This is a genomic window from Variovorax sp. J2P1-31, assembly GCF_030317215.1.
In the GTDB taxonomy this organism is placed as follows: Bacteria; Pseudomonadota; Gammaproteobacteria; order Burkholderiales; family Burkholderiaceae_C; genus Variovorax.
On the sequence record NZ_JASZYA010000002.1, the window covers coordinates 1,380,244 to 1,405,846 of the forward strand.

The following is a 25,603-nucleotide window of genomic DNA, read 5'->3' on the forward strand; positions in this document are numbered from 1 at the left end:
CGGCGGCCGTGCCGCAGCGTTCAGGCGAAGGGCGCGGCGCTCACTTCGCGGCGCGGCGCTTGCCATGGCCCAGCGCGTCCATGGCCGCCTGCACGATGTGGCTGCGCCATTCGCGCTTGAGGTCCACCCGCACCGCCTGCAGCGCGGTGACGCCGAGCCCGGTGAAGGCGCTGGTCACACGCACGATGCGCTCCATGTCGAGCTTCTTCAAATCGATGCCCAGGGCCTCGTAGAGGATCAGGCCGATCTCCACCAGCTGCGGATCGCCGTCGGGCTCGTTCTCGGCGATGCGGCTGGAGAGCGTGGACACGCCGGGCCAGTCGTAGGTGAACTGCACCGCGCGTTCCACCAGCGCCTTGTCGCGCTCGATGCCGACGGGAATGTGCGCCGTGCTGTCGCGCACCTCCAGCATGTGCGCCCGCACCGTGTCGATCGCCGCGGCGTAGATCGCGAGCTTGCTCGGGAAGTGATGCAGCAAGCCGGCCTTCGAATAGTTGACGGCGTCGGCGATCTGCTGGAGCGAGGTGTGGTCGAAACCGTGCCTGGCGAACAGGGCCGAGGCACGGTCGATGATGTCGGCGTCGATTTCTGATTTGGTGGGTTTGGGCATGGATTCGGTCACTCGGCGGCGGGGGCGCGCGACAGGCCCCTCGAGGCGCTGCAGTATTCCATACGCATCGGCGGCCCCGGAGACCGGCCCCGGACCTGCGCTCAGGACACCCCGTCCTGCACCAGCACCGGCCTGGCGGCGCGCTTGGCGGACCGGCCGGCCGTCATGGCGCTGCCCATCGACGCCCCCACGATGAGCCCGATCGCCAGCCATTGCGACAGGCTCAGCTGTTCGCCCAGCAGGCCCAGCGCCAGGATGGCGGCCACGGCGGGCTCCATGCTGATCATGATGCCGAAGGCGTGCCGGGGCAGCCGCCGAAGCGCCATCATCTCCAGCGAGATCGGGATGGCACTCGAGAGGACGGCCACGGCGGCGCCCACCATCAGCAGCGACGGCGACAGCAGCGCCGTGCCCGCATGTGCCACCCCGAAGGGCATGGCCACCAGCGCGGCCACCGCCAGGCCCAGCGACACGGTCTGGCCCGTGGGCAGGTGGCCGACGCGCTTGCCGAAGACGATGTAGGTGGCCCAGCAGACCGCCGCCGCCAGCGCATACAGCACGCCGACCGGGTCGAGCGTGCTGACCTCATGGCCAATCGGCAGCAGCAGCCCCAGGCCGCACACGGCGAGCAGCACCCACACGAAGTCCATGGGCCGGCGCGACGAGAAGATCGCGACCGCGAGCGGGCCCGAGAACTCGATGGCCACGGCGATGCCGAAGGGCAGCGTGCGCAAAGACATGTAGAAGGCCAGGTTCATCGCGCCCAGCGCCGCGCCGTAGCCGGCGATCACCCGCAGCTCGGCGCGCGTCGGGAGCTTGCGCCAGGGGCGCCACAGCAGCAGCATGAACAAGGCGGAGAAGCCGATGCGCAGCGCGGTCGTGCCCTGGGCCCCGAGGGCCGGGAACAGGCTGTTCTTGGCCCAGGAGGTGCCCAGGCCCAGGCAGACGACGGCGCCGAGGATGGCGAGGAAGGGAAAGAGCGAGGCGGTGCGGGTCGAAGACATTGGAGACAATGTATGGCGCGGCCGGCCTGCTTTTCCCTCTTGTTTCGACGGCCCCACGCAACTTTCGCTCGCCCTGCCCCATGCCGCTCCACGCCTCGCCGCCCCTCGACCGCTTCGACCTCGCGATCCTGGACATCCTGCAACGCGACAACACCATGCCGCAGCGCGCGATCGCGCAGGCGGTGCACCTCTCGGCGCCCGCGGTGCAGCGGCGCATCCAGCGGCTGCGGGACAGCGGTGTCATCCGCGCCGAGGTGGCCGTGCTCGATGCGGCGAAGCTGGGCCGGTCGCTGACCTTGACGGTGGAAGTGCACGTGCACGACGAACACCCTTTGCGCACCGCGGCGCTGCGCCAGCGCATCGACGCCGAGCCCGCGGTGCAGCAGTGCTATGTGATCACCGGCGAGGCGGACTACCTGCTGATCATCCATGTCGCCTCCATGGCGGAGTACGACGCGCTCGCCGACCGGATGCTCCGGGGCGACGACAACGTGCGGCGTTTCCGCACTTCCGTGGCCCTGGCCTGCCTGAAGGCGGGACTGCAGGTGCCCTTGCCGCAGGACACGCCGGCGTGATCCGCGGTGGCCCTGCTGCGATGAAGCGCAGGGCCGCGCGGAACTCAGAGCTTGGCGATCGAGACTTCGGTCGACTTCACCAGCGCGACCACGTCGGAGCCGGGCTTGAGCTGCAACTCGTCGACCGAGCGCGTGGTGATCACCGAGGTGACGATGCCCCAGGGCGTCTCGACATCCACTTCGGAGACGACGTCGCCGCGGATGATTTCCTTGACCTTGCCCTTGAACTGGTTGCGGACGTTGATGGCTTGGATGGACATGGTGTTTCTCTTTCGGGTTGAAGCGGGGATGGAAGAATGAATGCGGGTCAGAGGATCTGGGCCACTTCGTCGAAGGCCAGGCGCGGCCCGCGCTGGAAGGTGCCGCTGTGGTCGGCCACGCCCAGGTTGAGCAAAAAGTTGGTGCGGTAGCGGCCGTCGGGGAAGAAGGCCTGGTCGACCAGCGCGGCGTTGAAGCCCGACTGCGGCCCCGCGTCGAGGCCCAGCGCGCGCGCCGCGAGGATCAGGTAGGCACCCTGCAGGCTGCTGTTGCGGAAGGCCGTGGCCTGCGCGGCCTCGGCGCTGTTCTCGAAGATCGGCTTGGCGTCGTAGGCCGGGAACTGCGTGGGCAGGTGCTCGTAGAAGCGCGTGTCGTGCGCGACGATCACCGTCACGCCGGCCGCGAGCGTCTGCGCGCTGTTGCCCGCCGACAGCGCCGGCTTGAGCTTCGCCTTGGCCTCCTCGCTGCGCACGAACACATAGCGCGCGGGCTGGGCGTTGAAGGCCGTCGGGCCCCACTTCACCAGTTCGTAGAGCTTGTGGATCAGTTCGTCGGTCACGGGCACCGGCTGGAAGGCGTGCACCGTGCGGGCGGCGCGGAACAGTTGGTCCAGCGCGGCTTCGGGGATGGTGTTGAGCGTGGTCATGGTTCTCCTCGCGAGGCGTTCAGGACGAAGCCGCCGCCAGCGCGACGTCGAGGTCGGCCAGCAGGTCGTCGATGTGTTCGATGCCGACCGACAGGCGCACCGTGTCCTCGGTCACGCCGGCCTTGGCCAGCTCTTCGGCGTTGAGCTGCCGGTGGGTGGTCGAGGCCGGGTGCGTGGCCAGCGAGCGCACGTCGCCGATGTTCACCAGGCGCGTGAAGAGCTTCAACGCATCGAGGAACTTCGCGCCGCCTTCGCGGCCGCTGCCGATGCCGAAGGTCAGCACGCCGCTGGACTTGCCGCCGAAGTACTTCTGCGCCAGCGCATGGTCGGGGTGGTCCTCGAGCGCCGCGTAGTTGACCCAGTTCACGGCCTTGTGCGCCTTCAGGTGCTGCGCCACCGCCAGCGCATTGCTGCTGATGCGGTCCATGCGCAGCGCCAGCGTCTCGATGCCCTGCAGGATCAGGAAGGCATTGAAAGGCGAGATGGCCGCGCCGGTGTTGCGCAGCGGCACCACGCGCGCGCGGCCGATGTAGGCGGCCGGGCCCAGCGCCTCGGTGTAGACCACGCCGTGGTAGCTCACGTCGGGTTCGTTGAGGCGCTTGAAGCGCTCCTTGTGCTCGGCCCACGGGAACTTGCCCGAATCGACGATCGCGCCGCCGATGCTGGTGCCGTGGCCGCCCAGGTACTTGGTCAGCGAGTGCACCACGATGTCGGCGCCGTGCTCGATGGGCCGGCTCAGGTACGGCGAAGGGACGGTGTTGTCGACGATCAGCGGCACGCCGTGGCGGTGCGCGATTTCGGCGATGGCGGCGATGTCGGTCACGTTGCCGGCCGGGTTGCCCAGCGACTCGACGAACACCGCCTTGGTCTTCTCGTCGAACAGCTTCTCGAAGCTCGCCGGGTCGCGGTGGTCGGCGAAGCGCGTGGTGATGCCGAACTGCGGCAGCGTGTGGGCGAACAGGTTGTAGGTGCCGCCATACAGCGCGGTGCTGCTGATGATGTTGTCGCCGGCTTCCGCGATGGTCTGGATCGCATAGGTCACGGCGGCCTGGCCCGAGGCCAGGGCCAGCGCCGCGATGCCGCCCTCGAGCGCGGCCACGCGCTGCTCGAGCACGTCCTGCGTCGGGTTGTTGATGCGGGTGTAGATGTTGCCCGGCACCTTGAGGTCGAACAGGTCGGCGCCGTGCTGCGCGCTGTCGAAGGCATAGGCCACGGTCTGGTAGATCGGCGGCGCGACCGCGCGCGTGGTCGGCTCGGGCGAGTAGCCGGCGTGGACCGAGAGGGTTTCGAATTTCCAGTTGCTGGACATGTGTGTGCCTTTTTTTGTGGGAAGAAGAGGTTCAGATGGCCCAGCGCAGGGCGTGCGCCGAGGGGTTCAGCCAGCGCGCGTCGCCCTCCCCGGGCTCGGCCGTGTCGGGCTTCTGCAGCACGCGGTCGAGGATGCGTTTCTCGATCGCCGCGAAGGCCGGGTCGCCCTGCGAACGCGGGCGGGCCAGCGCGATGTTCTCGTCGAGCGCGATGCGGCCGTCCTCGATCAGGATCACGCGGTCGGCCAGCGCCACCGCTTCCTGCACGTCGTGCGTGACCAGCAGCGCGGTGAAGCGGTGGCGCTGCCAGAGGTTCTCGATCAGCCGGTGCATCTCGATGCGCGTGAGCGCGTCCAGCGCGCCCAGCGGCTCGTCGAGCAGCAAGAGCCGCGGGTGGTGCACCAGCGCACGCGCCAGCGCCACGCGCTGCCGCTGGCCGCCCGACAGCCGCGCCGGCCATTCGTTCTCGCGGTCGGCCAGGCCGACCTGGGCCAGCACCTCGCGGCCGCGTTCGCGCAGGTCGGTCGGCAGGCCCAGCGTGACGTTGTCGAGCACCCGGCGCCAGGGCAGCAGGCGCGCTTCCTGGAACATGATCCGGGTGTCGTCGTGCAGGCCGTCGATGGCGCGGCCGTCGGTGGCCAGCGTGCCTTCGGTGGCCGCTTCGAGGCCCGCCACCAGGCGCAGCAGCGTGCTCTTGCCGCAGCCGCTGCGGCCCACGATGGCGATGAACTGGCCGGGCTCGATGTTCAGCTGCGTGTTGCGCAGCACTTCGCGCGCGCCGTAGCGCTTGTGCACGCCGCGCACTTCGAGCTTCACGCCGCCGGCGATCAAAGGTTCGTTGCTCATGCACCGGCTCCCGGTTGAAACAGCGGCACGTCGAGCGCATTCAGCTTGCGCGGCAGCAGCTTCTCGGCGAAGAAGGCGTCGGCGATCTTCTGCTGCTCGGCCAGGCCCTCGGCCACGGCCGGGCGCACCGCATAGCTGCGCCGGGCATTGGCCTGCTCCACCGTCGCGGCGTCGATGCCCCACACGGGCGCGAGCAGCGCGGCCGCGTCCTTGGGATACTGCTTGACCCAGCGGCCGGCCTTCGCCAGTTCGGCGTAGAGCACACGCAGCACATCGGGCCGCGCGGTCGCGAACTTGGTGCTGGCCAGGTAGTAGCGCTGGTAGGAAGCGATGCCGGTGCCGTCGGCCAGCACCCGCACCTTCGACTGGCGCTGGGCGGCCGAGAGGAACGGGTCCCACACGACCCAGGCGTCGATCGCGCCCTTCTCGAAGGCCGCGCGGCCATCGGCCGGTGTCAGGTAGGCCGGCTCGATGTCCTTGAAGGACAGGCCGGCCTTGTCGAGCGCGGCGATCAGCAGGTAGTGCACGCCGGCCGCCTTGGCGAAGCCGATCTTGCGGCCCTTGAGGTCGGCCACCGTGCGAATGGGCGAGTCCTCGCGCACCACGATCGCCTGGGCCGCGGGCGACGGCGCTTCCTGCGCCACGAAGGTCAGCTGCGCGCCGGCCGCCTGCGCGAACACCGGCACGGTGTCGGCCACGTCGGCGCTGAAGTCCAGGTTGTCGAGGTTCAGCGCCTCGAGCAGCGGCAGGCCGCTGGTGAACTCGTGCCAGCTGGGCTTGACGCCCAGCGGCGCGAGCTGCTGCTCGAGCGTGCCCTGGGTCTTGAGCACCACGATCAGCGTCGACGACTTCTGGTAGCCGATGCGCACCGTGCCGTGGCCCTGCTGCGCGAAGGCCGATGCCGCACCGAGCGCGGCCAGCGTGCCGAGCGCGCCGCGGCGGGTGAGGGAAAGCGATGAGGTCATGGGGTGTCTTCCCGTCACTTGGATTGATAGCCGGGGTGCCAGCGCAGCCACCAGTGCTCGAGGCCGCGCGCGAACAGGTCGGCCAGCTTGCCCAGCAGCGCGTAGAGCAGGATGCCCACCAGCACGATGTCGGTCTGCAGGAACTCGCGGGCGTTCATCGTCAGGTAGCCGATGCCGGCCTGCGCCGAGATGGTCTCGGCCACGATCAGGATCACCCACATCAGGCCCAGCGAGAAGCGCAGCCCGACCAGGATCGACGACAGCGCGCCCGGCAGGATCACCTCGCGGTAGAGCTGCCAGCGGGTGAGGCCGTAGGTGCGGCCCATCTCGATGAGCTGCGGGTCGACGTTGCGGATGCCGTGGAAGGTGTTGAGGTAGATCGGGAAGAACACCGAGATGCTGATCAGGAACAGCTTGGCGGTCTCGTCGATGCCGAACCAGAGGATCACCAGCGGGATCAGCGCCAGCGCCGGGATGTTGCGCACCATCTGGATGGTGGAGTCGAGCAGGGTCTCGGCGAACTTCACCGAGCCGGTCAGCAGGCCCAGCGCCAGGCCCGCGCCGCCGCCGATCGCGAGGCCCGCGAGCGCACGGCCCGCGCTGACCTTCACATGGGTCCAGAGCTCGCCCGACACGGTCAGCGTCCACGCGGCCTTGACCACGTCGATCGGTGCCGGCAGCACGCGCGTGGACAGCCAACCGAGCGAGGAGGCGATCTGCCAGAACACGATCAGGCCCACCGGCACGAGCCAGGGCACGAGCCGCTTCGCGACGTTCAGGCCGAAGCCCCTGAGCGCGCCCGCCGCGCCATCGGTGGGGGCGACGGCCGGCAGTTTCTGCACTTGTTCGGTCATGGCCGTCCTCAGCTTTGCGAAGCCAGACGCGAAGGCGCGTCGAGATTGGCCACGACCTCGCCGAAGGGCCCGGTCGGCAGGCCGCCGGCCAGCCGCGCCTTCGTCTTGTAGGAGAGCAGCGGGAACACCAGTTCGGCGAAGCGGTAGGCCTCCTCGAGGTGCGGGTAGCCCGAGAGGATGAACTTGTCGAGTCCCAGGGCCGCGTACTCCTCGATGCGCGCCGCGACGGTCTTGGCGTCGCCGACCAGCGCCGTGCCCGCGCCGCCGCGCACCAGGCCCACGCCGGCCCACAGGTTGGGCGAGATCTCGAGGTCGGCCCGGGTGCGCTTGGCGCCCTTGGCATGCAGCGCGGCCATGCGGCGCTGACCTTCGGAATCCATCTTCGCGAAGACGGCCTGGGCGCGGATCACGGTGGCGTCGTCGACGCGGCTGATCAGGTCCTCGGCGGCCTGCCAGGCGGCTTCGTCGGTCTCGCGCACGATCACGTGCAGGCGGATGCCGAACTCGACCTTGCGGCCCTTGCGCTCGGCGCGCGCCCTGACGTCGGCGATCTTCTTCGCGACCTCGGCCGGCGGTTCGCCCCAGGTCAGGTAGGCATCGACCTGCTCGGCCGCGAGCTCGTGCGCGGCTTCCGACGAGCCACCGAACCACACCGGCGGGTACGGCGTCTGCACCGGCGGGTACAGCAGCTTGGCGCCCTTGACCGCCAGGTGCTTGCCTTCGTAGTCGAAGGTCCGGCCGTCATGGCTGCGCGCCAGGATCTCGCGCCAGATGCGGATGAATTCAGCCGACTGCTCGTAGCGCGCGGCGTGGTCGAGGAACACGCCGTCGCCCTCGAGCTCGGTCTGGTCGCCGCCGGTCACGAGGTTGACCAGCAGCCGGCCTTCCGAGAGCCGGTCGAAGGTCGCGGCCATGCGCGCGGCCAGGCTGGGCTGGTGCAGGCCCGGGCGCACCGCGACCAGGAACTTGAGCTTGCTTGTCGCGCCGATCAGGCTCGAGGCGATGACCCAGGGGTCTTCGCAGGAACGGCCCGTGGGGATCAGCACGCCCTCGTAGCCGAGGCGGTCGGCAGCGCCGGCGATCTGCTGCAGGTACGAGAGCTCGACCGCGCGTGCGCCCTCGGCGCTGCCGAGGTAGCGGGTGTCGCCGTGCGTGGGAAGAAACCAGAAGAACTGCATGGCGGCGCTCTCAGGCGATGCTGGCCGCGGCGGCCTCGAGCACGTTGATCTTCTTGGGGATCAGCTTCAGCGCGAAGAAGGTGTCGGCGATCTGCTGCTGCTCGGCCAGGATGGCCTTGGTGATCGGGCCGGTACCGTAGCGGCCACGGCCGACCGACAGGTCGAGCACCGGCTTGGGCAGGCCCAGCAGCGCCGCGAGCTCGGTCGAGTACGCGTCCTTGTTGGCTTCCGACCATTTGTCGATGGCGTTGATCTCCTCGGTCACGATGTTCAGCACGTCCTGGTTCTTCGCCACGTAGTCGAGCGAGGAGAAGTAGAAGGCGCGGTTGCCCACCACGCCGGTGGCGTCGGCCAGCACGCGCGCGTCGAGCGTCTTCTCGGCGGCGGCCAGGAAGGGGTCCCAGATGACCCAGGCGTCGACCGAGCCCTTCTCGAAGGCGGCGCGCGCGTCGGCCGGCGGCAGGTAGACCAGGTTCAGGTCGGTGTAGGCCAGGCCGTGCTTCTCGGCCAGCTTGACGATGAAGTAGTGGACGTTGCTGCCCTTGTTGAGCGCGATCTTCTTGCCCTTGAGGTCGGCCACGGTGCGCAGCGCCGAGCCCTTGGGCACCAGCACCGCTTCCGACGCGGGGCGCGGCACGGTGGCGGCCACGTAGGCCAGCGGCGCGCCCGCGGCCTGCGCGAAGATCGGCGGCGCCTCGCCCACGTCGCCGAAGTCGATCGAGCCGACGTTGAGCGCTTCGAGCTGCACCGGGCCGGCCGTGAACTCGGTCCACTTCACCGACACGTTGAGCGGCGCCAGCCGCTTCTCGAGCGTGCCGCGGCCCTTGAGCAGGCTCAGGTTGCCCTTCTGGTTGCCGATGCGCAGCGTGCGCGCCGGCGGCTGCGCCAGTGCGGCGAAGGAAGGCAGCACGATGGCGGCGGCGGCGCCCTGGAGCAGGCGGCGGCGGGGGAGCGAGAGGGAGGTCATGGGTTTGTTCTCTGTTCGGTTCGGCCAGAAAGGAGGGGGCGGCCTAGTTGGCGATCGCGTCGCGGACCTTGATGGCCTTGGGGATCAGCTTGAGCTGGAAGAAGGTGTCGGCGATCTTTTGCTGGTCGGCCACGACCTCGGGGGTGAGCGGCTTGACGTTGAACTCGTAGCGGCGCAGTGCCAGCTCGACCACGTCCACCGGCAGGCCCTGCAGCGGCGCGATGATCTCGGCCGCCTCGCGCAGGTTCTTCTTGAGCCAGATGCCCTGCGACACCGAGTCCTCGAACAGCGCCTCGATCACCTTCGGATTCCTGGTGACAAAGCCGCGCTCGCCCAGGTAGTACTGGTAGTTGCTCACCACGCCCGGCGTGCCGTCGGCCAGCACGCGCGCGCCGGTGGCCTTCTCGGCCGCGGCCTGGAACGGGTCCCAGATCACCCAGGCGTCGACGTTCTTGCTCTCGAAGGCCGCGCGGCCGTCGGCCGGCGCCAGGTAGATCGGCTGGATGTCGGACAGGCTCAGGCCGTTCTTCTCCAGCTGCTTGACCAGCAGGTAGTGCACGTTGCTGCCCTTGTTGAGCGCGACCTTCTTGCCCTTGAGATCGGCCACCGAGCGGATCGGCGAATCCTTGGTGACCAGGATCGCCTCGGCGCGCGGCGCGGCCGGGTCGTGGCCGAAGTAGACGAACTTGGCACCCGCGGCCTGCGCGAAGATCGGCGGCGCCTCGCCCACGAAGCCCACGTCGACCGCGCCGACGTTGAGCCCTTCGAGCAGCTGCGGCCCGGCCGGGAACTCGACCCACTTCACGCCGAAGCCCAGCGGCTGCAGCTTCTTCTCGAGCGAGCCCTGCGCCTTCTGCAGCACGAACAGGCTGGCCGACTTCTGGTAGCCGATGCGCAGCTGACCACCGGCCTGCGCATGCGCCGAGGTCGCGGTCAGGAAGGCCGTGATCAAGGCGATGGCCGCGACCACCAGCAGGCTCAGCGCGAGGTCGCGCAGCGACTGCCACAGCGGACGCGGTTCGGAATCGATGGCGAAGTCTTCGGGGTTGACGGGATGCATGGAGATGTCCTTTGGCGAAACACAGGCAAAGCCTTTCCCATGACCACCCCAGCGGTGGCACGGAACTCTGTTCGTGAAACACCGCGGAACCGGCTCCGCCGGGCCGCTGGTGTTGCCCCCTTGAGGGGGAAAGCCAAGCGACACGAAGTGCGCGCCGGCTATCGGGGGTGGGTCACATCCCGGGTCAGAAACTACATCGCACCTGCGAGAACGGCACCGGATCGAAACCGCGCCGCGGCGCCAGCTTCAGGCCTTCGGTGGCCAGCGCCTCGGCCGCGTCGTCGAGCCGGCGCGCCAGGTCCGGGTGCACCTGGTAGGCGCCTTCGGGCGTGAGCGTGACCTGCGCGTCGGTGGCGTACACGCCCGGCAGGATCTGGCGCGCGGCCAGCGACTGCAGCACCGGGCGCAGCGCATAGTCCAGCGCCAGCATGTGGTGCGGGCTGCCGCCGGTGGCCAGCGGCAGCACGGTCTTGCCCTTGAGCGCGTCCTGCGCCAGCAGGTCCAGCAGCACCTTGAGCACGCCGCTGTAGGCGGCCTTGTAGACGGGGGTCGCGACCACCACCACCTGGGCCTCGGCGACCTGCGCGATCACGCGCTGGACGGCCGGATGGTTCCAGTCGGCATGCAGCAGCGGCTGGGCCGGAAGCTCGCGCACCGCGATGCGATCGATGCGGGCGCCACGGCCTTCGAGCCGCTGGCCCACCGCTTCGAGCAGCGCCGACGAACGCGAGGGGGCGGTCGGGCTGCCGGCAATGAGGAGAACTGTCACTGTAGCTTTCTGAGGTTTTTAGGCGTGAGGGCCGCCGCGCGCGGCCGCCCGAAGCGGCCGGCCCGCCCCCCCGGTAGGGGGGTGGGAGAAGGCGACACGCAGTGCGCCGGAGCCTGGGGGGCGAGCCTTCTTATTTGTTGGTGTAGATCTGGTCGAAGGAACCGCCGTCGGCGAAGTGCGCCTTGTCGGCCTTGGTCCAGCCGCCGAAGGCGTCGTCGATGGTGAACAGCGTCAGCTTGGGGAACTGCTTGTCGTACTTGGCCTTGGCCTTGTCCGAGGTCGGGCGGTAGTAGTTGCGGCCGGCGATGTCCTGGCCTTCGTCCGAGTAGAGGTACTTCAGGTATTCCTCGGCCACGGCGCGCGTGCCCTTGCGGTCGACCACCTTGTCGACCACGGCCACGGTGGGCTCGGCCAGGATGCTGATCGAGGGCGCGACGATGTCGAACTTCTCGGGACCGAATTCCTTCAGCGCCAGGTAGGCCTCGTTCTCCCAGGCCAGCAGCACGTCGCCCACGCCGCGCTGGACGAAGGTGATGGTGGAGCCGCGCGCGCCCGTGTCGAGCACCGGCACGTTCTTGAACAGCTTGCCGACGAAGTCCTTGGCCTTGTCGTCGCCGCCGTACTTGCGCTTGGCGAATTCCCAGGCCGCGAGGTAGTTCCAGCGCGCGCCGCCCGAGGTCTTGGGGTTGGGGGTGATCACCTGCACGCCGGGCTTGATCAGGTCGTCCCAGTCCTTCAGGCCCTTGGGGTTGCCCTTCTTCACCAGGAACACGATGGTCGAGGTGTAGGGGGCCGAGTTGTGCGGCAGGCGCTTCTGCCAGTCGGGCTTGACCAGGCCGCCGTGCGAGACCAGCGCGTCGGTGTCGCCGGCCAGCGCCAGCGTGGCGACGTCGGCGTCGATGCCGTCGATGATCGAGCGGGCCTGCTTGCCCGAGCCGCCGTGCGACTGCTTGATCACCACGTCCTGGCCGGTCTTGCCCTTCCAGTAGGCGGCGAAGGCCTTGTTGTAGTCCACATAGAGCTCGCGCGTGGGGTCGTAGGAGACGTTGAGCAGGTTCACCGTCTGGGCGAACGACGGCAGGGCCGTGAGGGCCATGCCGCTCGCAAGGACGCTGCCGATGGAAAGCTTGATAAAGTCGCGGCGAATGCTCATGGTGTTCTGCTCTCTGTTCAATGCAAGGGGCATATCAATGAAGCTGCCGATTCTGAATTCGGCATAAGGAACTTGGAACGACCGAGTTCTCAGTTCTAAATAGCGAAATCAACTAAGGGACCCGGTCACGGCCGTCCCGCAACCCACACGCAAAGGCAAATTCAAATGGCTCGCATGGTCCAGTGCATCAAGCTCGGCAAGGAAGCCGAGGGACTCGATTTCCCGCCCTACCCCGGCGACCTGGGCAAGCGGCTCTGGGAAAACGTCAGCAAGGAGGCCTGGGCCGCCTGGCTCAAGCAGCAGACGATGCTGGTCAACGAGAACCGGCTCAACCTGGCCGACCAGCGCGCCCGGGAGTACCTCAAGCGCCAGATGGAGAAGCATTTCTTCGGCGACGGCGCCGACGTGGCGCAGGGTTACGTCCCGCCGTCGGCCTGACCCGTCTTCTCCTTCCCCCGCCGGGGGAAGGTCGGGATGGGGGCACGGCGTCCTCCCATGGACACGCCGCTGGCCCTCACCCCCGCCCTCTCCCGGAAGGAGAGGGAGTCACTCCCCATGACCGAACCCGTCACCTGGCGTGCCGATGGCGTTCCGCTGAGCGAACGCTTCGGCGACATCTATCACACCGAGACCGGTGCGCTGGCGCAGTCGCGCCATGTGTTCCTGGGCGGCTGCGGGCTGCCGGGCGCCTGGGCGGGCCGGCCGCAGTGGCGCATCCTGGAGACCGGCTTCGGCTTCGGCCTCAACTTCCTCGCGACCTGGCAGGCCTGGCGCGACGACCCGGCGCGTCCGGCGCTGCTGCACTTCGTGTCGATCGAGGCCTACCCCGTGGGCGCCGAGGACCTGCGCCGCGCCACCGCCGCGTATCCCGAACTGCATGCGCTGGCCGAGGAACTGGCCGCGCAGTGGCTGGAACTGCTGCCGGGCTTCCACCGCCTGGCCTTCGACGGCGGCCGCGTGCTGCTCACCGTGTGCGTGGGCGACGTGCAGGCCATGCTCAAGGCCCAGCGCTTCGAGGCCGACAGCCTGTTCCTCGACGGCTTCAGCCCGGTGCAGAACCCCGACATGTGGTCGCCCGACACGCTCAAGGCGGTGTCGCGCTTCGCCCGCCGCGGCACCGGCCTCGCGACCTGGACCATCGCGCGCGCGGTGCGCGACACGTTGTCGCAGCTCGGCTTCCAGGTGCGCAAGGCGCCCGGCTTCCCGCCCAAGCGCGACTGCCTGCGCGGCGTGTTCGACCCAGCTTGGACGCCGCGCCAGCGCACGCCCTCTCCCTCGGCGACCACGCCGGGCCGTTGCGCCGTGATCGGCGCCGGCCTCGCGGGCGCGGCCGTGGCCGCGAGCCTGGCGCGGCGCGGCTGGCAGGTCGAGGTGCTCGAGCGCGCCGGCCATGCGGCCGCCGGCGCCTCCGGCCTGCCCGTGGGCCTGCTGGCGCCGCACGTCTCCTCCGACGACGCCCTGCTCTCGCGGCTCACGCGCGCCGGCATCCGCGCCACCTGGCAGCAGCTCGAGGACCTGCTGGTCCAGGGCCGTGACTGGCGCGCCAGCGGCGTGCTCGAACGCCGGCCGGCCGTGCCACCGCCACGGCTGCCGCCGGACTGGACGCCCGCGGGCCCCAACCTCTCATGGCAGGCCGACGCACCGCAGATCGCCGCGGCCGGCCTGCCCACCGACGCCGCCGCGCTGTGGCATGGCCGCGCGGGCTGGGTCAAGCCTGCCGCGCTGGTCGCGGCCTGGCTGGCGCAGCCCGGCGTCCGGCTGCGCACGCAGGTCGACGTCGCGCGGCTCGCGCCCTCGGCCTCAGGCTGGCAGTTGTTCGATGCGGAAGATCGCCTGGTCGCGGAAGCCGAGCGCGTGGTGGTCGCGGCCGGCTTCGACAGCCTGCGCTTCGCGCCCGCGCTGCCGCTGCAGCCGGTGCGCGGCCAGGTGGCCTGGGGCACATCGGCCGGGCCCCTGGCGGCGACGCCGGTCAACGGCGACGGCCACCTGATCCCGCAGGTGCCCGGCCCCGACGGCACCTGGCGCTGGCTCAGCGGCGCGACCTACGAGCGCGGCAGCACCGACACCACGCCACGCGAAGCCGACCATGCGGCCAACCGCGCGCAGCTCGAACGGCTGCACCCCGCCACCGCCGCGGCGCTGGCGGACGGCTTCGACCAGGCGACCCCCTGGGCCGGCATCCGCTGCGCCTCGGCCGACCGCCGGCCGCTGGTCGGTCCGCTGGCGGCGGAACAAGCGGGGCTGTGGGTCTGCACCGCCCTGGGCTCGCGCGGCCTGAGCTTCGCCGCGCTGTGCGCCGAGCTGCTGGCCGCGCAATGGCATGGCGAGCCGCTGCCGCTGTCGAATGCGCTGGCGAAGGCGCTGTCGACGCAGCGGCGCTGAAGGTCCCGATCAGGCGCTCAGGGCGCCTTGTTGACGTCCAGGATGAAGGGCTTGAAGTCGGGCTCGCGCGGGATCACGCGGTACTTGACGAACAGCTTGGCCGCGCTCTGCAGCGTCGGCAGGATCGCCGGCGTGACGGGCAGCACCTCGCGCGAAGCAGGCGGCACGAAGATCGGCGCAGTCTGGGCGTCGAGGTTGCCCAGCTTCTGCCACAGCACCGCGGTCGCGGCCGGGTCCTTGGCCGACTGCGCGGCCGATTCACGCAGCGCTTCGAACACCGCCTTCAAGGCCTCCGGATGCTCGGCGGCGAACTGTTCGCGCGCGATGTAGATCAGCAGGTTCTCCGAGCCCACCTCGCGGCCGCTCACGAGCTTGACGCCGTTGCCCTTGGCCTCGGCGGACGCGCCGAAGGTGCGCCAGCTCGCCAGCGCCTCGACCTGTCCACCATTGAATGCGGCGAGCGCATCGGCGGGATCGAAGTGGCTGATCTTCACGTCCTTGGGCGAGATGCCCGCCTTGTCGAGCGCCTTGAGCAGCACGTGGTGGCCCGAGCCGCCCTTGTCCGTCGCGATCTTTCGGCCCTTGAGGTCGGCCAGGGTCTTGATGCCGGAGTCTTTCTTGACCCAGATGCCCTCGCCATCCAGGTCCGGCGCCTGGTAGGCAAAGATCCTGAACTTCGCATTGCCAAGGATGGCCGGCGAGGCGTTGGTGGAGGTCGTAAAGGTCACGTCCACCTGCCCGGCACTCAGGGCCTCGAAGGGGGTGGTCGAGTAAGGGCCGCGCCAGACCAGCGCGGTGCCGGCCTCGGCGAGCCGGCGCTCGAGCGCGCCGCTCTCCTTGGCCAGGTTGGAGGTGGTGAGGCCGCGGATCACGCCGTACTGCAGCGCCACCGGCTTGGCACCTTGGGCGGCGCTCAGGCCTGCCAGCGCCAGCAGGGCGCCGCCGGCCAGCACGCGGCGCAGGCCCAAAGCCAGACGCTGCAGCGACGAGAGGGGGTTGGATCGATGGTTCATGAAAGCTCGTTCGTCAGCCAGAGGTTGAGGGAAATCGAAGAAAGAAAGGAAAAGGCGCGGTGTCATGCGTCGAGCGCCGCTTCGCCGCGGGCGGCCTGCGCATGGGCCCACACGGCGGCGCTGGCGCTGTCCACTGCATCGCCGATGCGCACACCTGCGAGCACGCCCGCGGCGGCCAGCACGTCCGCCACGCGTTGCTGCTCTTGCGCAAAAGCCGCGCCGGCCGGGCCCAGGCCCTCGGCGCCGCTTTGCTGCCGGATGCCGCGCTCCAGCGCATCGCGCGCCACCGGACTGCCCTGCTCCAGCAAGGCCGCGGCCTCGGCGGGATGGCGGCCGAGCCAGCGGCCCGCTGCGTCGAGCGCGGCGACGAAGCGCCCAAGCGCCTCGGGCGCCTGCGCCACGGCCTCACGCCGCGCGAAGCTCACGCTGCGGTTGCTCCAGACATCGCCCACGACGGCGAGCGTTCGCAGCGCGGGCGCATCGATTTCCTCGGGCCGTGCCACCCATGCGTCCACGATCGATGGGTCGACGCGACCGGCCGAGTCGACAAAGCTCACCGGCGTGATGTCGCGGAACGAGCGCCCGACGCCGTCGAGCGCCAGCGCCACGAAGGCGGTGTGCCAGGAACCGACCGCGAAGCCGATGCGGCGCCCCGCAAGTTCTTGCAATCGCTGCACCGGCGAGTCCTTCGGCACCACGATGGCGCCGGAGCGCGGCCGCGGCTGGCCCACCGCGAGGTAGACGATGTCGGCGCCGGCCGCCTGGATGGTGATGGGCGGCGTGGCACCGGTCAGCGCCACATCGATGGCGCCGCTGGCGAACTGGGCCGGCGTCATCGTGCCATGCGCGTACCAGACCCACTCCACCGTGTCGGCGAGCGCCTGCCGTGCGGCCTCGAAGGCCGGCGCGCGCAGCAGCACCGGGCCCGCGGGCGACTGGGGATGGATGCCGATGCGGATCCTGCGACTCATTTCGCCCCCACGCCGTTGAGCTGGTTGTTGAAAGTGCGCGCCTTGCGCTGCGCGGGCTCGCGCTGGCCCGGTACCGGACTGAGCGGCAGCAGCGGCAGCAGGTCGTCGGCCACGCGCATCGCTTCTTCGGGCAGCGGATGGTGCGAGAGGATGAACTTGTCGACGCCGGCGTTGTGGTATTCGATGAGCCGGTCGGCCACCTGGCGCGGCGTACCCACCAGTGTGATGCTGGAGCCGATGCGCAGCAGGCCGTAGCCGGTCCAGACGTTGGGCGAGATCTCGAGATCGCGGGCATGGCGCGGCAGCTGCCCGCTGTGCAGCGACAGCGCGCGCTGCTGACCCACCGATTGCCCGGCGCGCAGGCCGCGCTGCAGTGCATCGACCGAGCCCTGGTCGGCATGCTGGAGCATGCGGTCGATCTCGGCCCAGGCCTGCTCCTCGGTGTCGCGCACGACCACGTGGATGGTCATCGCGGTCTCGACCTCGCGGCCATAGCCCGCCGCGCGCTCGCGGAATGCGGCGATGTGCGCCGCATGCTTTTCCAGCGGCTCGGCCCAGCTCGCGTAGACGTCGCCGTGCTTGGCCGCCAGGTCCATGGCGACGTCGGACGAGCCACCCACCCAGATCGGCGGATACGGCGACTGGATGGCCGCATCCAGCGGCTGGCCACCGCGGATGTCCAGGTGCCTGCCCTTGAAGTCGATCGGGCCGGGGCCGCCGCCCACGATGCGCCGGTAGACCTCCAGGTACTCGTCGCCGTGCGCATAGCGCTCGTCATGCGCCAGATGCACACCCGCCGCGCCCAGGCCGGCATGGCCGTTGACGATGTTGATGTCGAGCCGTCCGCCCGACAGGTGATCGAAGGTGACGGCCTGCTTGGCCAGCAGCGTCGGCGACAGCAGCGAAGGGTGCACCGCGATCAGGAAGCGCATGCGTTCCGTGTGCGCGGCCAGCGTGGACGAGATGGCCCACGGGTCCCAGCCGCCGCCAGCGCCGGTCGCCACCAGCGCGCCGTGGAATCCCGACGCGTCGATCGCCGAACCCAGCGCCTTCAGGTAGCGCCGGTCCACATGCCGTGTCTTGCCGGCGTTCCAGGGGTACTGGCCGTCGACGTAGAAAACATACCAATAGACTTCCATTTCAAAGCTTTCTCGATTGCAAGGATGTGAGGTGAACGGTTGGCACTTCAGGCCGGTTCGGGTTGTGCGATGCGCTCCTCGGCATGCCGGGCCAGGGCCCGCGCGAGCGGGCGGCGATCGATCCACTGTTCGATGTCGAAGGCCTGCCGGATGAAGCCGTGGTGCAGCAGGAAGTCGTGCTGCGACTGCAGGGCGGCGACGTTCTCCTCGCCCAGGTCGATGTTCAGCCCCTCCGTCAGGTCGGCGCCCCAAGCCTGGTCGACCAGGGCTTCCGAGGTTTTGAACTCTTGGGCCATGAGGCGCACCACCTCGGCCCGGTGGTTGCGCGCCCAGTCGCGCGCGCGCAGCAGCTGCAGCAGCACCCGCTCCACGACCTCGGGGCGCTGCTCGACAAGGCTCGCACTGACCGTCAGCACATCGGGCGTGTCGTTGTTCACGCGGTCCAGACGTTGCGGAGAGAGCGAGCGGTCGAAGATCGTGCGCGCGCCGATGAGTCCTTCGAACTCGACACCGTAGTGCGCCTGCGTGGCGATGGCGTCGACTTCGCCCCGCACCAGGGGCAGCAGCAGTTCGCGCCGGCGCGCCAGGCTGCGGTCGGTGGTCCAGAGTGAGCCGTCCGGCGACAGCGCGGCCGTGGCACCGCTCTGGGCCCCGACCTGCGAGCTCTGCTCCACCAGCACGACGTCGTGCAAGCCCAGGCCGGCGGACGCGAGCGCCGCCTCGTAGGTGCGCAGCGTGGAAGCGCGCCAGTAGTCGATCGACGCCGTGGGCTGGCGCTGGACCAGGATGCGCTTGCCCGCCAGGTCGGCCGGCGTGCGGATGTCGCTGTCGGGCAGCACCTGCACCTGCTGGCGCATCGTGACCCACGACACGCCTATCACGCGCGTGTCGGCACCCTCGGACCGCGCCCACAGCGGCGGGATGTTGCCGCCGTGGCGGAACACGTCAGCCCGGGCATGCGTGAAGTGCGCGTTGCGGATCGCATCGTCTCGCGACTCGCCCAGCGAACGCCAGGGCAGCGGGTCGCGCCCGGGCGCGGCCTCGAAGGCCTCGTGCAGCCAGCCGAGCTTCAGCGCCACGGCGAAGGGCGTCGGCACCGGGCAGCGCGAGTACCACACGTCCTCCGGTGTCGATGGCAGGGAAAGGGCGGCATGGCTCATGGGGCTTGAACTCCGGAAAGAAAGGACGGGGAAGACAGGGGGGACTGCGCCGCAGAGGCCGCACCGGGCGCGACCACGCCCAGTTCGGCCAGCAGCCGCTCGCGCAGCGCCTCGAAGCCGGGCGCGTTGCGGCGGCGCGGCCGCTCGAAATCGATCGGCAGGTCGACCGCGATCACGCCCTCGCGCATCACGAGCACGCGGTCGGCCAGCAGCAGCGCCTCGTCGACGTCGTGCGTGACCAGCAACACGGCCGGGTCGTGGGCCTGCCAGAGGTCCAGCACCATCTGCTGCATGCGCAGGCGGGTGAGCGCATCGAGCGCCGCAAAGGGTTCGTCGAGCAGCAGCAGCTCCGGCTGCCGCACCAGCGCGCGCGCCAGCGCCGCGCGCTGCGCCTCGCCGCCCGACAGCGTGCCGGGCCAGTCGCCGGACCGGGCCGTCAGCCCCACCTCGGCCAGCGCCGCCTCCGCCAGCGCGCGGTCGCGCGGCAGCCCCAGGACGACGTTGCGCCACACATGCCGCCACGGCAGGAGCCGCGCATCCTGGAACACCACGCCGCGCCGCGCGGGCACGTCGATCTGGCCACCGTCGGGCAGATCGAGTTCGGCCAGCAGCCGCAGCAACGTGGTCTTGCCGCAACCGCTGGGGCCGAGCAGCGCCACGAACTGTCCGGGCGGGATGTCCAGATCGACGTGCCGCAGCACGGTGCGCTCGCCGAAGCGGCGTAACGCCCCGCGCACCGAGACCACCGCGCGCGGCGCGCGGCCCGAAGCGGGCGTCACTGCCCCGCGAATGTCCGACGCCATGCCAACAACCTCCATTCCAGCCAACGAACGAGCGCATCGGCCGCCAGCCCCAGCAGGGCGTAGACGACGACACAGAGAAAGATCACATCGACCTGGACGAACTCGCGTGCCTGCGCGATCAGCGCACCGATGCCGGTGGGCGCGCCGATGATCTCGGCCGAGACCAAGGCCGCCAGAGCCCACGAAAAGGACAGCCGGGCGCCGACCAGCATCGACGGCAGCGCGCCGGGCAGCGCGATCTCGCGCACCACGCCCCAGCCGTGCACGCCCACCGCGTGGGCCGATTCGGCCAGCCGCCGGTCGACGGCGTGCACACCGGAGATGGTGTTGAGGTACAGCGGGAACATGGCGCCGAAGGCCACCAGCGCGATGCGCGAGGCCTCGCCCGCGCCGAACCAGAGGCTGAACATCGGCGCCAGCGCCAGGAAGGGAATCGCGCGCAGCGCCTGCATCGTTCCGTCCAGCAGTTGCTCGCCGCGCGACCACAGCGCGACCAGCACACCGAGGCCGACGCCAGCCACCGCGCCCAACGCAAAGCCGGCCAGGAAACGGTAGAGCGAGATGCCCACGGCCTCGAACAGCACACCGTCGACGCCTAGGCGCAGGGCCGCCCCCAGCACTGCCCAAGGCGAGGGCAGGACGGCCGGCGACAGCCAACCCGCCGCAGAGGCGAGGGACCACAGCACGACCAGTAGCAGCGGCACGAACGCACGCCGCCCGCGAGGCGTGAGCCGACGGCGTGCACGCGGTACGGCCATCGCCAGCGTCCGGGATGCGACCGCGGCCTTCATGACGCCCTCACACCGCTGCGCCAGGACAACAGCCACCATTCCAGCAGCCGCACCGCGGCGTTGGTGGCCAGGCCCAGCAGCGCGTAGATCACGATGCACAGCGCCATCACATCGGTCTGCACGAAGCGCCGGGCGTCCAGCAGCAGCGCACCGATGCCGGCGTCGGCGTTGATCTGTTCGGCGATCACCAGCGAGATCACCGACAGCGCCAGCGAATAGCGCAGCCCGACCAGGATCGAGGGCAGCGCGCCCGGCAGCACCACTTCGCGCACCAGCGCCATACGACCCAGGCCCAGCGTGCGCCCGGCCTCCAGCAACCGGTTGTCGATGCCGCGGATGCCCGCGCAGGTGTTGATGTAAAGCGGGAACAGCGTGGCGAATGCGACCAACGCGATCTTGGCGCTCTCGTCGATGCCGAACCAGACGATGAACAACGGCGCGAGCGCCACGAAGGGCACCGTGCGCAGCATCTGCATGCTGCCGTCGATCAGCTCTTCGCCCAGCTGCCAGAAGCCGGCGGCAAGGCCCAGCGCCAATCCCAGCGTGCTGCCGAGGGCGAAGCCGAGGGCGGCGCGCCGCAGCGAAACGACCAGGGCTTCCTGCAACGAGCCGTCGACCGCAAGGGTCCAGGCCGCACTCAGCGTGCTGCCCGGCGAGGCCAGCGTACCCTGTGGCATCCAGCCCGAAGCCGTGACCCACTGCCACAGGGCCAGCAACAACAGGGGCACCGGCGCGCGACGCGCCATGGCCGATAATGAATCGCTCATTTCAAACTGAGCTATCGATTACTTTCGACAGCAGATAATTGACTTGAGCGAATGCTATTGATCTATCGCGAAGTTGTTACGAAGGATTTCGTCATTGGATAGGCGTTTTTCTTCTCAACCGCGCGATTCGATCGCTGTAGATTGCGCCAACATTTATGGATAACGAAGAATATGAAGCCTGCTGTGGAACCTGGCGCCCCGGTTGCCGAGGCAGCGGACGAGGCCTTCATCGCGCGGCTGGGTGAACTGGTGTCGCTGGTCGGCAGCGCCAGCGCGCTGGCGCGGCGGGCCGGCATCTCGCACAGCGGCCTGAGCCGCTACATGGCTGGCGGCGACCCGTCACGCCGCGTACTCACGGCGCTGGCGCAGGCCGCCGAGGTGTCGCTCGCATGGCTCGCATCGGGCGTCGGGCCGATGCGTCCGCCGAGCGCGCCCGCGCTGCCGACCAGCACGCTACGGCTCGTGCCTTACCTGGCGGAAACGGAGGGGACGTCGAGCCGCGACGAGGTCGGGCCCAGCACGCGCAAGGATTTCACGGCGCAGGCTTTCTGCTTTCGCTGGCTCAACGACAACGGCCTCGACGACACCCGCCTGTCGGCGCTGGAGGTGCGTGGCGAAAGCATGGCGCCCACGCTGCGGCCGGGCAACATCGTGCTGATCGACACCGACGCACGCGAGATCGAGGACGACCGCCTCTACCTGCTGCGCGACGACAGCCATCTGCTGATCCGGCGGCTGCAGCTCGAGATCGGCGGCACGGTGCGCGCGCTCGCGGACAACCCCGTGCACCGGGAGTTCGTCGCGCCGCGCGATTCGCTCAAGCTGCTGGGCCGAGTGGTCTGGTGCGGCGCGCTGCTCTGAGGCACGCGCCCTTGTCGGTGCTCAGGCGGCGCCCGGCGCGTGCTCCACGCTGAACAGCCCCACATTGACCCGCCCCGAGCGGAACCCCGCCTCGCAGTAGCACAGGTAGTACTCCCAGAGACGCTTGAACGCGTCGTCGAAGCCCAGCCGCTCGATGGCCGGCCAGGCCGCGAGGAAGCGGCGACGCCACTCGGCCAGCGTCTGGGCATAGCCCAGGCCGAACAGTTCCACGACCTGCAGCGTGAGGCCGGCACGCTCGGCCTGCGACTGCATCGCCTCGATCGAGGGCAGCATGCCGCCCGGGAAGATGAAGCGCTGGATGAAATCGGGCGTGCGGCGGTAGTGGTCGAAATGCGCCTCGGCGATCGTGATCACCTGGACCACGGCCTTGCCCCCGGGTGCCAGGCGCGCGCGCAGCGTGTCGAAGTAGACCGGCCAGTAGCGCTCGCCCACGGCTTCGAGCATCTCGATGGAGACGATGCGGTCGTAGCCGCCGTCGACGTCGCGGTAGTCCTGCAGCCGCAGGTCCACCTGCGCTTCGCGCTGCTCGGCCGTCACGCGCTGCTGCGCGTGCGCGAGCTGCTCGGTCGACAGCGTGAGGCCGGTGACCTGCGCGCCCTGCGCCGCGATGGCCAGCGCCAGCGCGCCCCAGCCGCAGCCGATTTCCAGCACCTTGGCCTCGGGCTTCAGGTCCAGCAGCTCGATGATGCGCTGCAGCTTGAGCGCCTGCGCCTGCTCCAGCGTCTCGTCGCCCGAGGCGTAGAGCGCGCTCGAATAGACCATGTCCGGGTCCAGCCACTGGGCGTAGAAGTCGTTGCCCATGTCGTAGTGGAAGGAGATGTTCTGGCGGCTGCCGCGGCGCGTGTTGGCGCGCGCGCGGTGCAGCAGCCGGCCGGCCCAGCGCGCGGGCAGCGAGGCGTCGAACACGCGGCCCCAGCCTGCTTCGTTGCGGATGCCGAACTCGAGCAGCGCGGTGAGGTCGGGCGTCGACCAGTCGCCGTCGCGGTAGGACTCGGCCAGTCCGATGTCGCCGCGCAGCAGCATGCGCGCCAGCGGGCGCCAGCGGTGCAGGGTGATCGCCGCGTGCGGGCCCGCTGCCGCGCCGCGGCCCTCGACGCGCTGGCCGTCGGGCAGTTCGACGACCAGCGTGCCGCAGGCCATGCCGCGCATCAGGCGCACCAGCAGGCGGCGCAGCGGGTGCCGCGTCCAGCCCGGTCGCAGCGCCGCCGCGGCCTGTTCGAGGGACTCGGCCTGCAGGCCGTTCGACGGGGTGGAGGAAGTGCTCATGAGTCTTTGGTTCCGGCAATGGTCACGGAGTGGGCGGGGGCGGCGGGGCAGGCATGGAAGCGCGCGCCCTTGAGCCACAGCCGCAGGGCTTCCCAATGGATGGCGCCCACCACCTTGAGGGTCAGCAGCGGATGGGAGAAGAAGGCGGTGGCCAGGGCGGTGTCGGTCAACGGGCGGCGTTCGGCATCGAAGCGCGCGACGAGCACCGGACCGGCCTCGTCGGCCACCGTGATGCCGATCGCCAGGCCGGGGCGCTGCGGGTCGGGTGCCTGCATCCGGAAGTCGTAGCGCAGGTCGAGCCCGAGGAAGGGCGAGACATGGAACTGCTTGTCGCAGTGCTGGACGATGTCCCGGCCGTCGTGCCCTGCGGCATCGACCGCGATCAGGTAGCTGTGGCGCTGGCCGAAGGTGTTGTTGACCTCGTAGAGGATGGCCTGCAGCCCGCTGCCGTCGGGGTGGTCGCAGTAGTAGACGCTCAGCGGGTTGAAGGCGTAGCCCAGGATGCGCGGCATGCTCAGCAACCGGATCGCGCCGCCCGCGCGCAGGCCGGCCGCGACCAGTTGCCGCTCCACATAGGGCCGCAGCCCCAGCCCGTCGCCAGCGCCGTAGTCGCGCTGGTGCAGGCTGAACAGGTTGAAGCGGTCGAGCGAGAACAGCCGCAGCCGCTGCGCCAGCGCGGGCAGTTCGTCGACATCCAGCAGGAGCGAGAACACGCGGTAGCCGAGCCGGTGCTTCGCCGGCTTCAGCCGCTGGTGCATCACGCGGCCGGCGTAGAGCGCGCAGCCGGTGGCGTCGGTGGTCATTGCACGACCTCGGCGTTCGCCCGGATGCGGATGCGGCCCGACTCGTTGGCCACGTTCCAGGGCCGGCGCACGCCGCCCAGGGCCTCGGCCACGGCCAGCCCGGCCTGCAGGCCGTCTTCATGGAAGCCGGAGCCGAAGTAGGCGCCGCAGAACCAGGTGCGGCGGCGGCCCTGCAGGCCCCAGAGCTCGTCCTGCGCGCGGATGGCCTTCATGTCGAACAGCGGGTGCTCGTAGATCTCGCTGCGGATCAGGTGCTCGCTGCGTGGCTCCAGCGTCGGGTTGAGGGTGAGGAACATCGGCGTGGTGTCGGGGATGGCCTGCAGCCGGTTCATCCAGTAGGTCACGCAGGGCGCCTCGGCGCGGCCGCGGTCGGCCGCGTAGTTCCAGCTCGACCACACGGCGCGGCGCTGCGGCATCAGGGCCGGGTCGCTGTGCAGCACCGCGCGGTTGCGGCTGTAGCCGAAGGCGCCCAGCACGCGCGTCTCGGCGGCCGTAGCGTCGGGCATCAGGCGCAGCGCCTGGTCGGCATGGGTGGCGATCACCACCTGGTCGAAGCGCTGCGGCGCGGCCGCGCCCTCGGTGCGCACCCAGACGCCTTCGGCGTCGCGCTTGACCTCGGTCACGGCCTGGTCCAGCCGCAGGCCCTGACCCAGCGCGGCGGTCAGGCGCTCCACATAGCGCGCGCTGCCGCCGGTGACGGTGCGCCAGGCCGGCCGGCCGGCGAGCTTGAGCAGGTGGTGGTTCTCGCAGAAGCGCACGAAGGCTTCGGTCGGGTACTCGCCGACGCGGGCGGCGGAGGTCGACCAGATGGCCGCGGCCATCGGGTACAGGTGGTCTTCGCGGAAGGCTTTGCCGAAGCCGCGCGCGTCGAGGTAGCTGTCGAGCGGGATCAGGCCGAAGCGCTCGGCGTCGGCCGGCGCCTGGCGGTAGAAGCGCACCAGGTCGCGCAGCATCGACCAGAAACGCGGGCTCAGCAGGTTGCCGCGCTGGGCGAACAGGCCGCGCAGGTCGGTGCCCGAGTACTCGAGCTGGCCCTTGTCCAGGCTCACGGCGAAGGACATCTCGGTGGCCTGCGTCGCCACGCCCAGATGGTCGAACAGCGCGCTCAGGTTGGGATAGGCGGGCTCGTTGTAGACGATGAAGCCGGTGTCGACCGCGACCGGGCCGGCGGCGCTCGGCGCTTCGACCGTGTTGCTGTGGCCGCCGGGGCGGCTGTCGGCCTCGAACAAGGTCACGCGGTGGCGCTGCGACAGCAGCCAGGCGGCAGACAGCCCGGAGATCCCGCTGCCGATCACGGCGATGTCCTGCGAAGAGCCGTCGTGCCCACGGGTGGGGGCCGAGCCATCGGGCGCAAAGGCAGTCGTCATGGAATGCTCCGGAAGGGTTGTTGCTGCTTGTACGCAGCCATCGGCGATTTGGATTTGCCCGGCCGGT

27 protein-coding genes are annotated in these 25,603 nt (G+C 70.1%); 4 read left to right on the forward strand and 23 right to left on the reverse strand.

The window, feature by feature from the left end; all coding sequences use genetic code 11:
* Positions 1–40 precede the first annotated feature (40 nt).
* Together QTI20_RS17525 and QTI20_RS17530 are read right to left on the reverse strand one after the other, a co-directional pair.
* Complete coding sequence (locus tag QTI20_RS17525) at positions 41–610, reverse strand: TetR/AcrR family transcriptional regulator (RefSeq protein ID WP_286552698.1); 570 nt, start codon at positions 608–610, stop codon at positions 41–43.
* Between the two features lie 101 nt (positions 611–711).
* On the reverse strand, positions 712–1,614 hold the full coding sequence (locus QTI20_RS17530; protein ID WP_286552700.1) for an EamA family transporter: 903 nt from the start codon (positions 1,612–1,614) through the stop codon (positions 712–714).
* Positions 1,615–1,694: 80 nt separating this feature from the next.
* Between QTI20_RS17530 and QTI20_RS17535 the strand changes: the two genes are divergently transcribed.
* On the forward strand, positions 1,695–2,189 hold the full coding sequence (locus tag QTI20_RS17535) for an Lrp/AsnC family transcriptional regulator (protein WP_286552701.1): 495 nt from the start codon (positions 1,695–1,697) through the stop codon (positions 2,187–2,189).
* A gap of 44 nt (positions 2,190–2,233) precedes the next feature.
* Here the strand turns inward: QTI20_RS17535 and QTI20_RS17540 are convergent, their stop codons facing one another.
* The 11 genes from QTI20_RS17540 to QTI20_RS17590 form a co-directional block, all read right to left on the reverse strand.
* On the reverse strand, positions 2,234–2,449 hold the full coding sequence (locus tag QTI20_RS17540) for a TOBE domain-containing protein (RefSeq protein WP_183026473.1): 216 nt from the start codon (positions 2,447–2,449) through the stop codon (positions 2,234–2,236).
* Between the two features lie 47 nt (positions 2,450–2,496).
* Entirely contained in the window at positions 2,497–3,093 is a 597-nt protein-coding gene (locus QTI20_RS17545) for a malonic semialdehyde reductase (protein ID WP_286552705.1), read from the reverse strand.
* Positions 3,094–3,112: 19 nt separating this feature from the next.
* Positions 3,113–4,402, reverse strand: a complete 1,290-nt coding sequence (locus tag QTI20_RS17550) for an O-acetylhomoserine aminocarboxypropyltransferase/cysteine synthase family protein (protein WP_286552706.1) — start codon at positions 4,400–4,402, stop codon at positions 3,113–3,115.
* Positions 4,403–4,433: 31 nt separating this feature from the next.
* Positions 4,434–5,246, reverse strand: a complete 813-nt coding sequence (locus QTI20_RS17555; protein WP_286552707.1) for an ATP-binding cassette domain-containing protein — start codon at positions 5,244–5,246, stop codon at positions 4,434–4,436.
* Positions 5,243–6,211 (reverse strand): aliphatic sulfonate ABC transporter substrate-binding protein, encoded by a 969-nt coding sequence (locus QTI20_RS17560; RefSeq protein ID WP_286552709.1) that lies wholly within the window; start codon positions 6,209–6,211, stop codon positions 5,243–5,245. The genes QTI20_RS17555 and QTI20_RS17560 overlap by 4 nt, the downstream gene beginning before the upstream one ends.
* Before the next feature lie 14 nt (positions 6,212–6,225).
* Positions 6,226–7,065, reverse strand: a complete 840-nt coding sequence (gene ssuC, locus QTI20_RS17565; protein ID WP_286552711.1) for an aliphatic sulfonate ABC transporter permease SsuC — start codon at positions 7,063–7,065, stop codon at positions 6,226–6,228.
* A gap of 8 nt (positions 7,066–7,073) precedes the next feature.
* Complete coding sequence (ssuD, locus tag QTI20_RS17570; protein ID WP_286552712.1) at positions 7,074–8,243, reverse strand: FMNH2-dependent alkanesulfonate monooxygenase; 1,170 nt, start codon at positions 8,241–8,243, stop codon at positions 7,074–7,076.
* Positions 8,244–8,253: 10 nt separating this feature from the next.
* A complete protein-coding gene (locus QTI20_RS17575; RefSeq protein WP_286552713.1) occupies positions 8,254–9,210 on the reverse strand; it encodes a sulfonate ABC transporter substrate-binding protein in 957 nt (318 codons plus the stop codon).
* 43 nt (positions 9,211–9,253) lie between these two features.
* A complete protein-coding gene (locus tag QTI20_RS17580) occupies positions 9,254–10,270 on the reverse strand; it encodes a sulfonate ABC transporter substrate-binding protein (RefSeq protein ID WP_286552714.1) in 1,017 nt (338 codons plus the stop codon).
* A 184-nt stretch (positions 10,271–10,454) separates the two neighbouring features.
* A complete protein-coding gene (ssuE, locus tag QTI20_RS17585; protein ID WP_286552715.1) occupies positions 10,455–11,039 on the reverse strand; it encodes an NADPH-dependent FMN reductase in 585 nt (194 codons plus the stop codon).
* A gap of 130 nt (positions 11,040–11,169) precedes the next feature.
* Positions 11,170–12,192, reverse strand: a complete 1,023-nt coding sequence (locus tag QTI20_RS17590) for a sulfate ABC transporter substrate-binding protein (RefSeq protein ID WP_286552716.1) — start codon at positions 12,190–12,192, stop codon at positions 11,170–11,172.
* Positions 12,193–12,357: 165 nt separating this feature from the next.
* Here QTI20_RS17590 and QTI20_RS17595 point away from each other — a divergent pair, with 165 nt between their 5' ends.
* Together QTI20_RS17595 and mnmC are read left to right on the forward strand one after the other, a co-directional pair.
* Complete coding sequence (locus QTI20_RS17595) at positions 12,358–12,630, forward strand: oxidative damage protection protein (RefSeq protein WP_286552717.1); 273 nt, start codon at positions 12,358–12,360, stop codon at positions 12,628–12,630.
* A 117-nt stretch (positions 12,631–12,747) separates the two neighbouring features.
* The gene (gene mnmC, locus QTI20_RS17600) at positions 12,748–14,574 is read left to right on the forward strand and encodes a bifunctional tRNA (5-methylaminomethyl-2-thiouridine)(34)-methyltransferase MnmC2/FAD-dependent 5-carboxymethylaminomethyl-2-thiouridine(34) oxidoreductase MnmC1 (RefSeq protein ID WP_286552718.1); all 1,827 of its coding nucleotides are present in this window, start codon (positions 12,748–12,750) and stop codon (positions 14,572–14,574) included.
* Positions 14,575–14,591: 17 nt separating this feature from the next.
* On the opposite strand, the gene QTI20_RS17605 is transcribed toward mnmC, so the two are convergent.
* The 7 genes from QTI20_RS17605 to QTI20_RS17635 all read right to left on the reverse strand — a co-directional run bounded on the left by QTI20_RS17605 (position 14,592) and on the right by QTI20_RS17635 (position 21,218).
* On the reverse strand, positions 14,592–15,587 hold the full coding sequence (locus QTI20_RS17605) for an ABC transporter substrate-binding protein (RefSeq protein ID WP_286552719.1): 996 nt from the start codon (positions 15,585–15,587) through the stop codon (positions 14,592–14,594).
* A gap of 62 nt (positions 15,588–15,649) precedes the next feature.
* Positions 15,650–16,558 (reverse strand): ABC transporter substrate-binding protein, encoded by a 909-nt coding sequence (locus QTI20_RS17610; RefSeq protein ID WP_286552720.1) that lies wholly within the window; start codon positions 16,556–16,558, stop codon positions 15,650–15,652.
* Entirely contained in the window at positions 16,555–17,697 is a 1,143-nt protein-coding gene (locus QTI20_RS17615; protein ID WP_286552721.1) for an LLM class flavin-dependent oxidoreductase, read from the reverse strand. The genes QTI20_RS17610 and QTI20_RS17615 overlap by 4 nt, the downstream gene beginning before the upstream one ends.
* 47 nt (positions 17,698–17,744) lie before the next feature.
* Positions 17,745–18,857 (reverse strand): ABC transporter substrate-binding protein, encoded by a 1,113-nt coding sequence (locus QTI20_RS17620; protein ID WP_286552722.1) that lies wholly within the window; start codon positions 18,855–18,857, stop codon positions 17,745–17,747.
* Positions 18,854–19,660 carry an ABC transporter ATP-binding protein gene (locus QTI20_RS17625; protein WP_286552723.1) on the reverse strand — a complete coding sequence of 269 codons (807 nt, stop codon included), beginning with the start codon at positions 19,658–19,660 and terminating at the stop codon, positions 18,854–18,856. The genes QTI20_RS17620 and QTI20_RS17625 overlap by 4 nt, the downstream gene beginning before the upstream one ends.
* Positions 19,633–20,451, reverse strand: a complete 819-nt coding sequence (locus QTI20_RS17630) for an ABC transporter permease (protein WP_286552724.1) — start codon at positions 20,449–20,451, stop codon at positions 19,633–19,635. The genes QTI20_RS17625 and QTI20_RS17630 overlap by 28 nt, the downstream gene beginning before the upstream one ends.
* Positions 20,448–21,218: an ABC transporter permease subunit gene (locus tag QTI20_RS17635; RefSeq protein WP_286552725.1), complete on the reverse strand. Its 771-nt coding sequence runs from the start codon at positions 21,216–21,218 to the stop codon at positions 20,448–20,450. The genes QTI20_RS17630 and QTI20_RS17635 overlap by 4 nt, the downstream gene beginning before the upstream one ends.
* 183 nt (positions 21,219–21,401) lie before the next feature.
* Here QTI20_RS17635 and QTI20_RS17640 point away from each other — a divergent pair, with 183 nt between their 5' ends.
* Positions 21,402–22,079 (forward strand): XRE family transcriptional regulator, encoded by a 678-nt coding sequence (locus QTI20_RS17640; protein ID WP_286574230.1) that lies wholly within the window; start codon positions 21,402–21,404, stop codon positions 22,077–22,079.
* 21 nt (positions 22,080–22,100) lie between these two features.
* Here the strand turns inward: QTI20_RS17640 and QTI20_RS17645 are convergent, their stop codons facing one another.
* Genes QTI20_RS17645 through QTI20_RS17655 form a run of 3 tightly spaced genes read right to left on the reverse strand, consistent with a single transcriptional unit; the run spans position 22,101 to position 25,536 of the window.
* On the reverse strand, positions 22,101–23,366 hold the full coding sequence (locus QTI20_RS17645; RefSeq protein WP_286552727.1) for an SAM-dependent methyltransferase: 1,266 nt from the start codon (positions 23,364–23,366) through the stop codon (positions 22,101–22,103).
* On the reverse strand, positions 23,363–24,169 hold the full coding sequence (locus QTI20_RS17650) for a DUF1365 domain-containing protein (protein ID WP_286552728.1): 807 nt from the start codon (positions 24,167–24,169) through the stop codon (positions 23,363–23,365). The genes QTI20_RS17645 and QTI20_RS17650 overlap by 4 nt, the downstream gene beginning before the upstream one ends.
* Positions 24,166–25,536, reverse strand: coding sequence for an NAD(P)/FAD-dependent oxidoreductase (locus tag QTI20_RS17655; protein ID WP_286552729.1), 1,371 nt, complete (start codon positions 25,534–25,536; stop codon positions 24,166–24,168). The genes QTI20_RS17650 and QTI20_RS17655 overlap by 4 nt, the downstream gene beginning before the upstream one ends.
* Positions 25,537–25,603 lie beyond the last annotated feature (67 nt).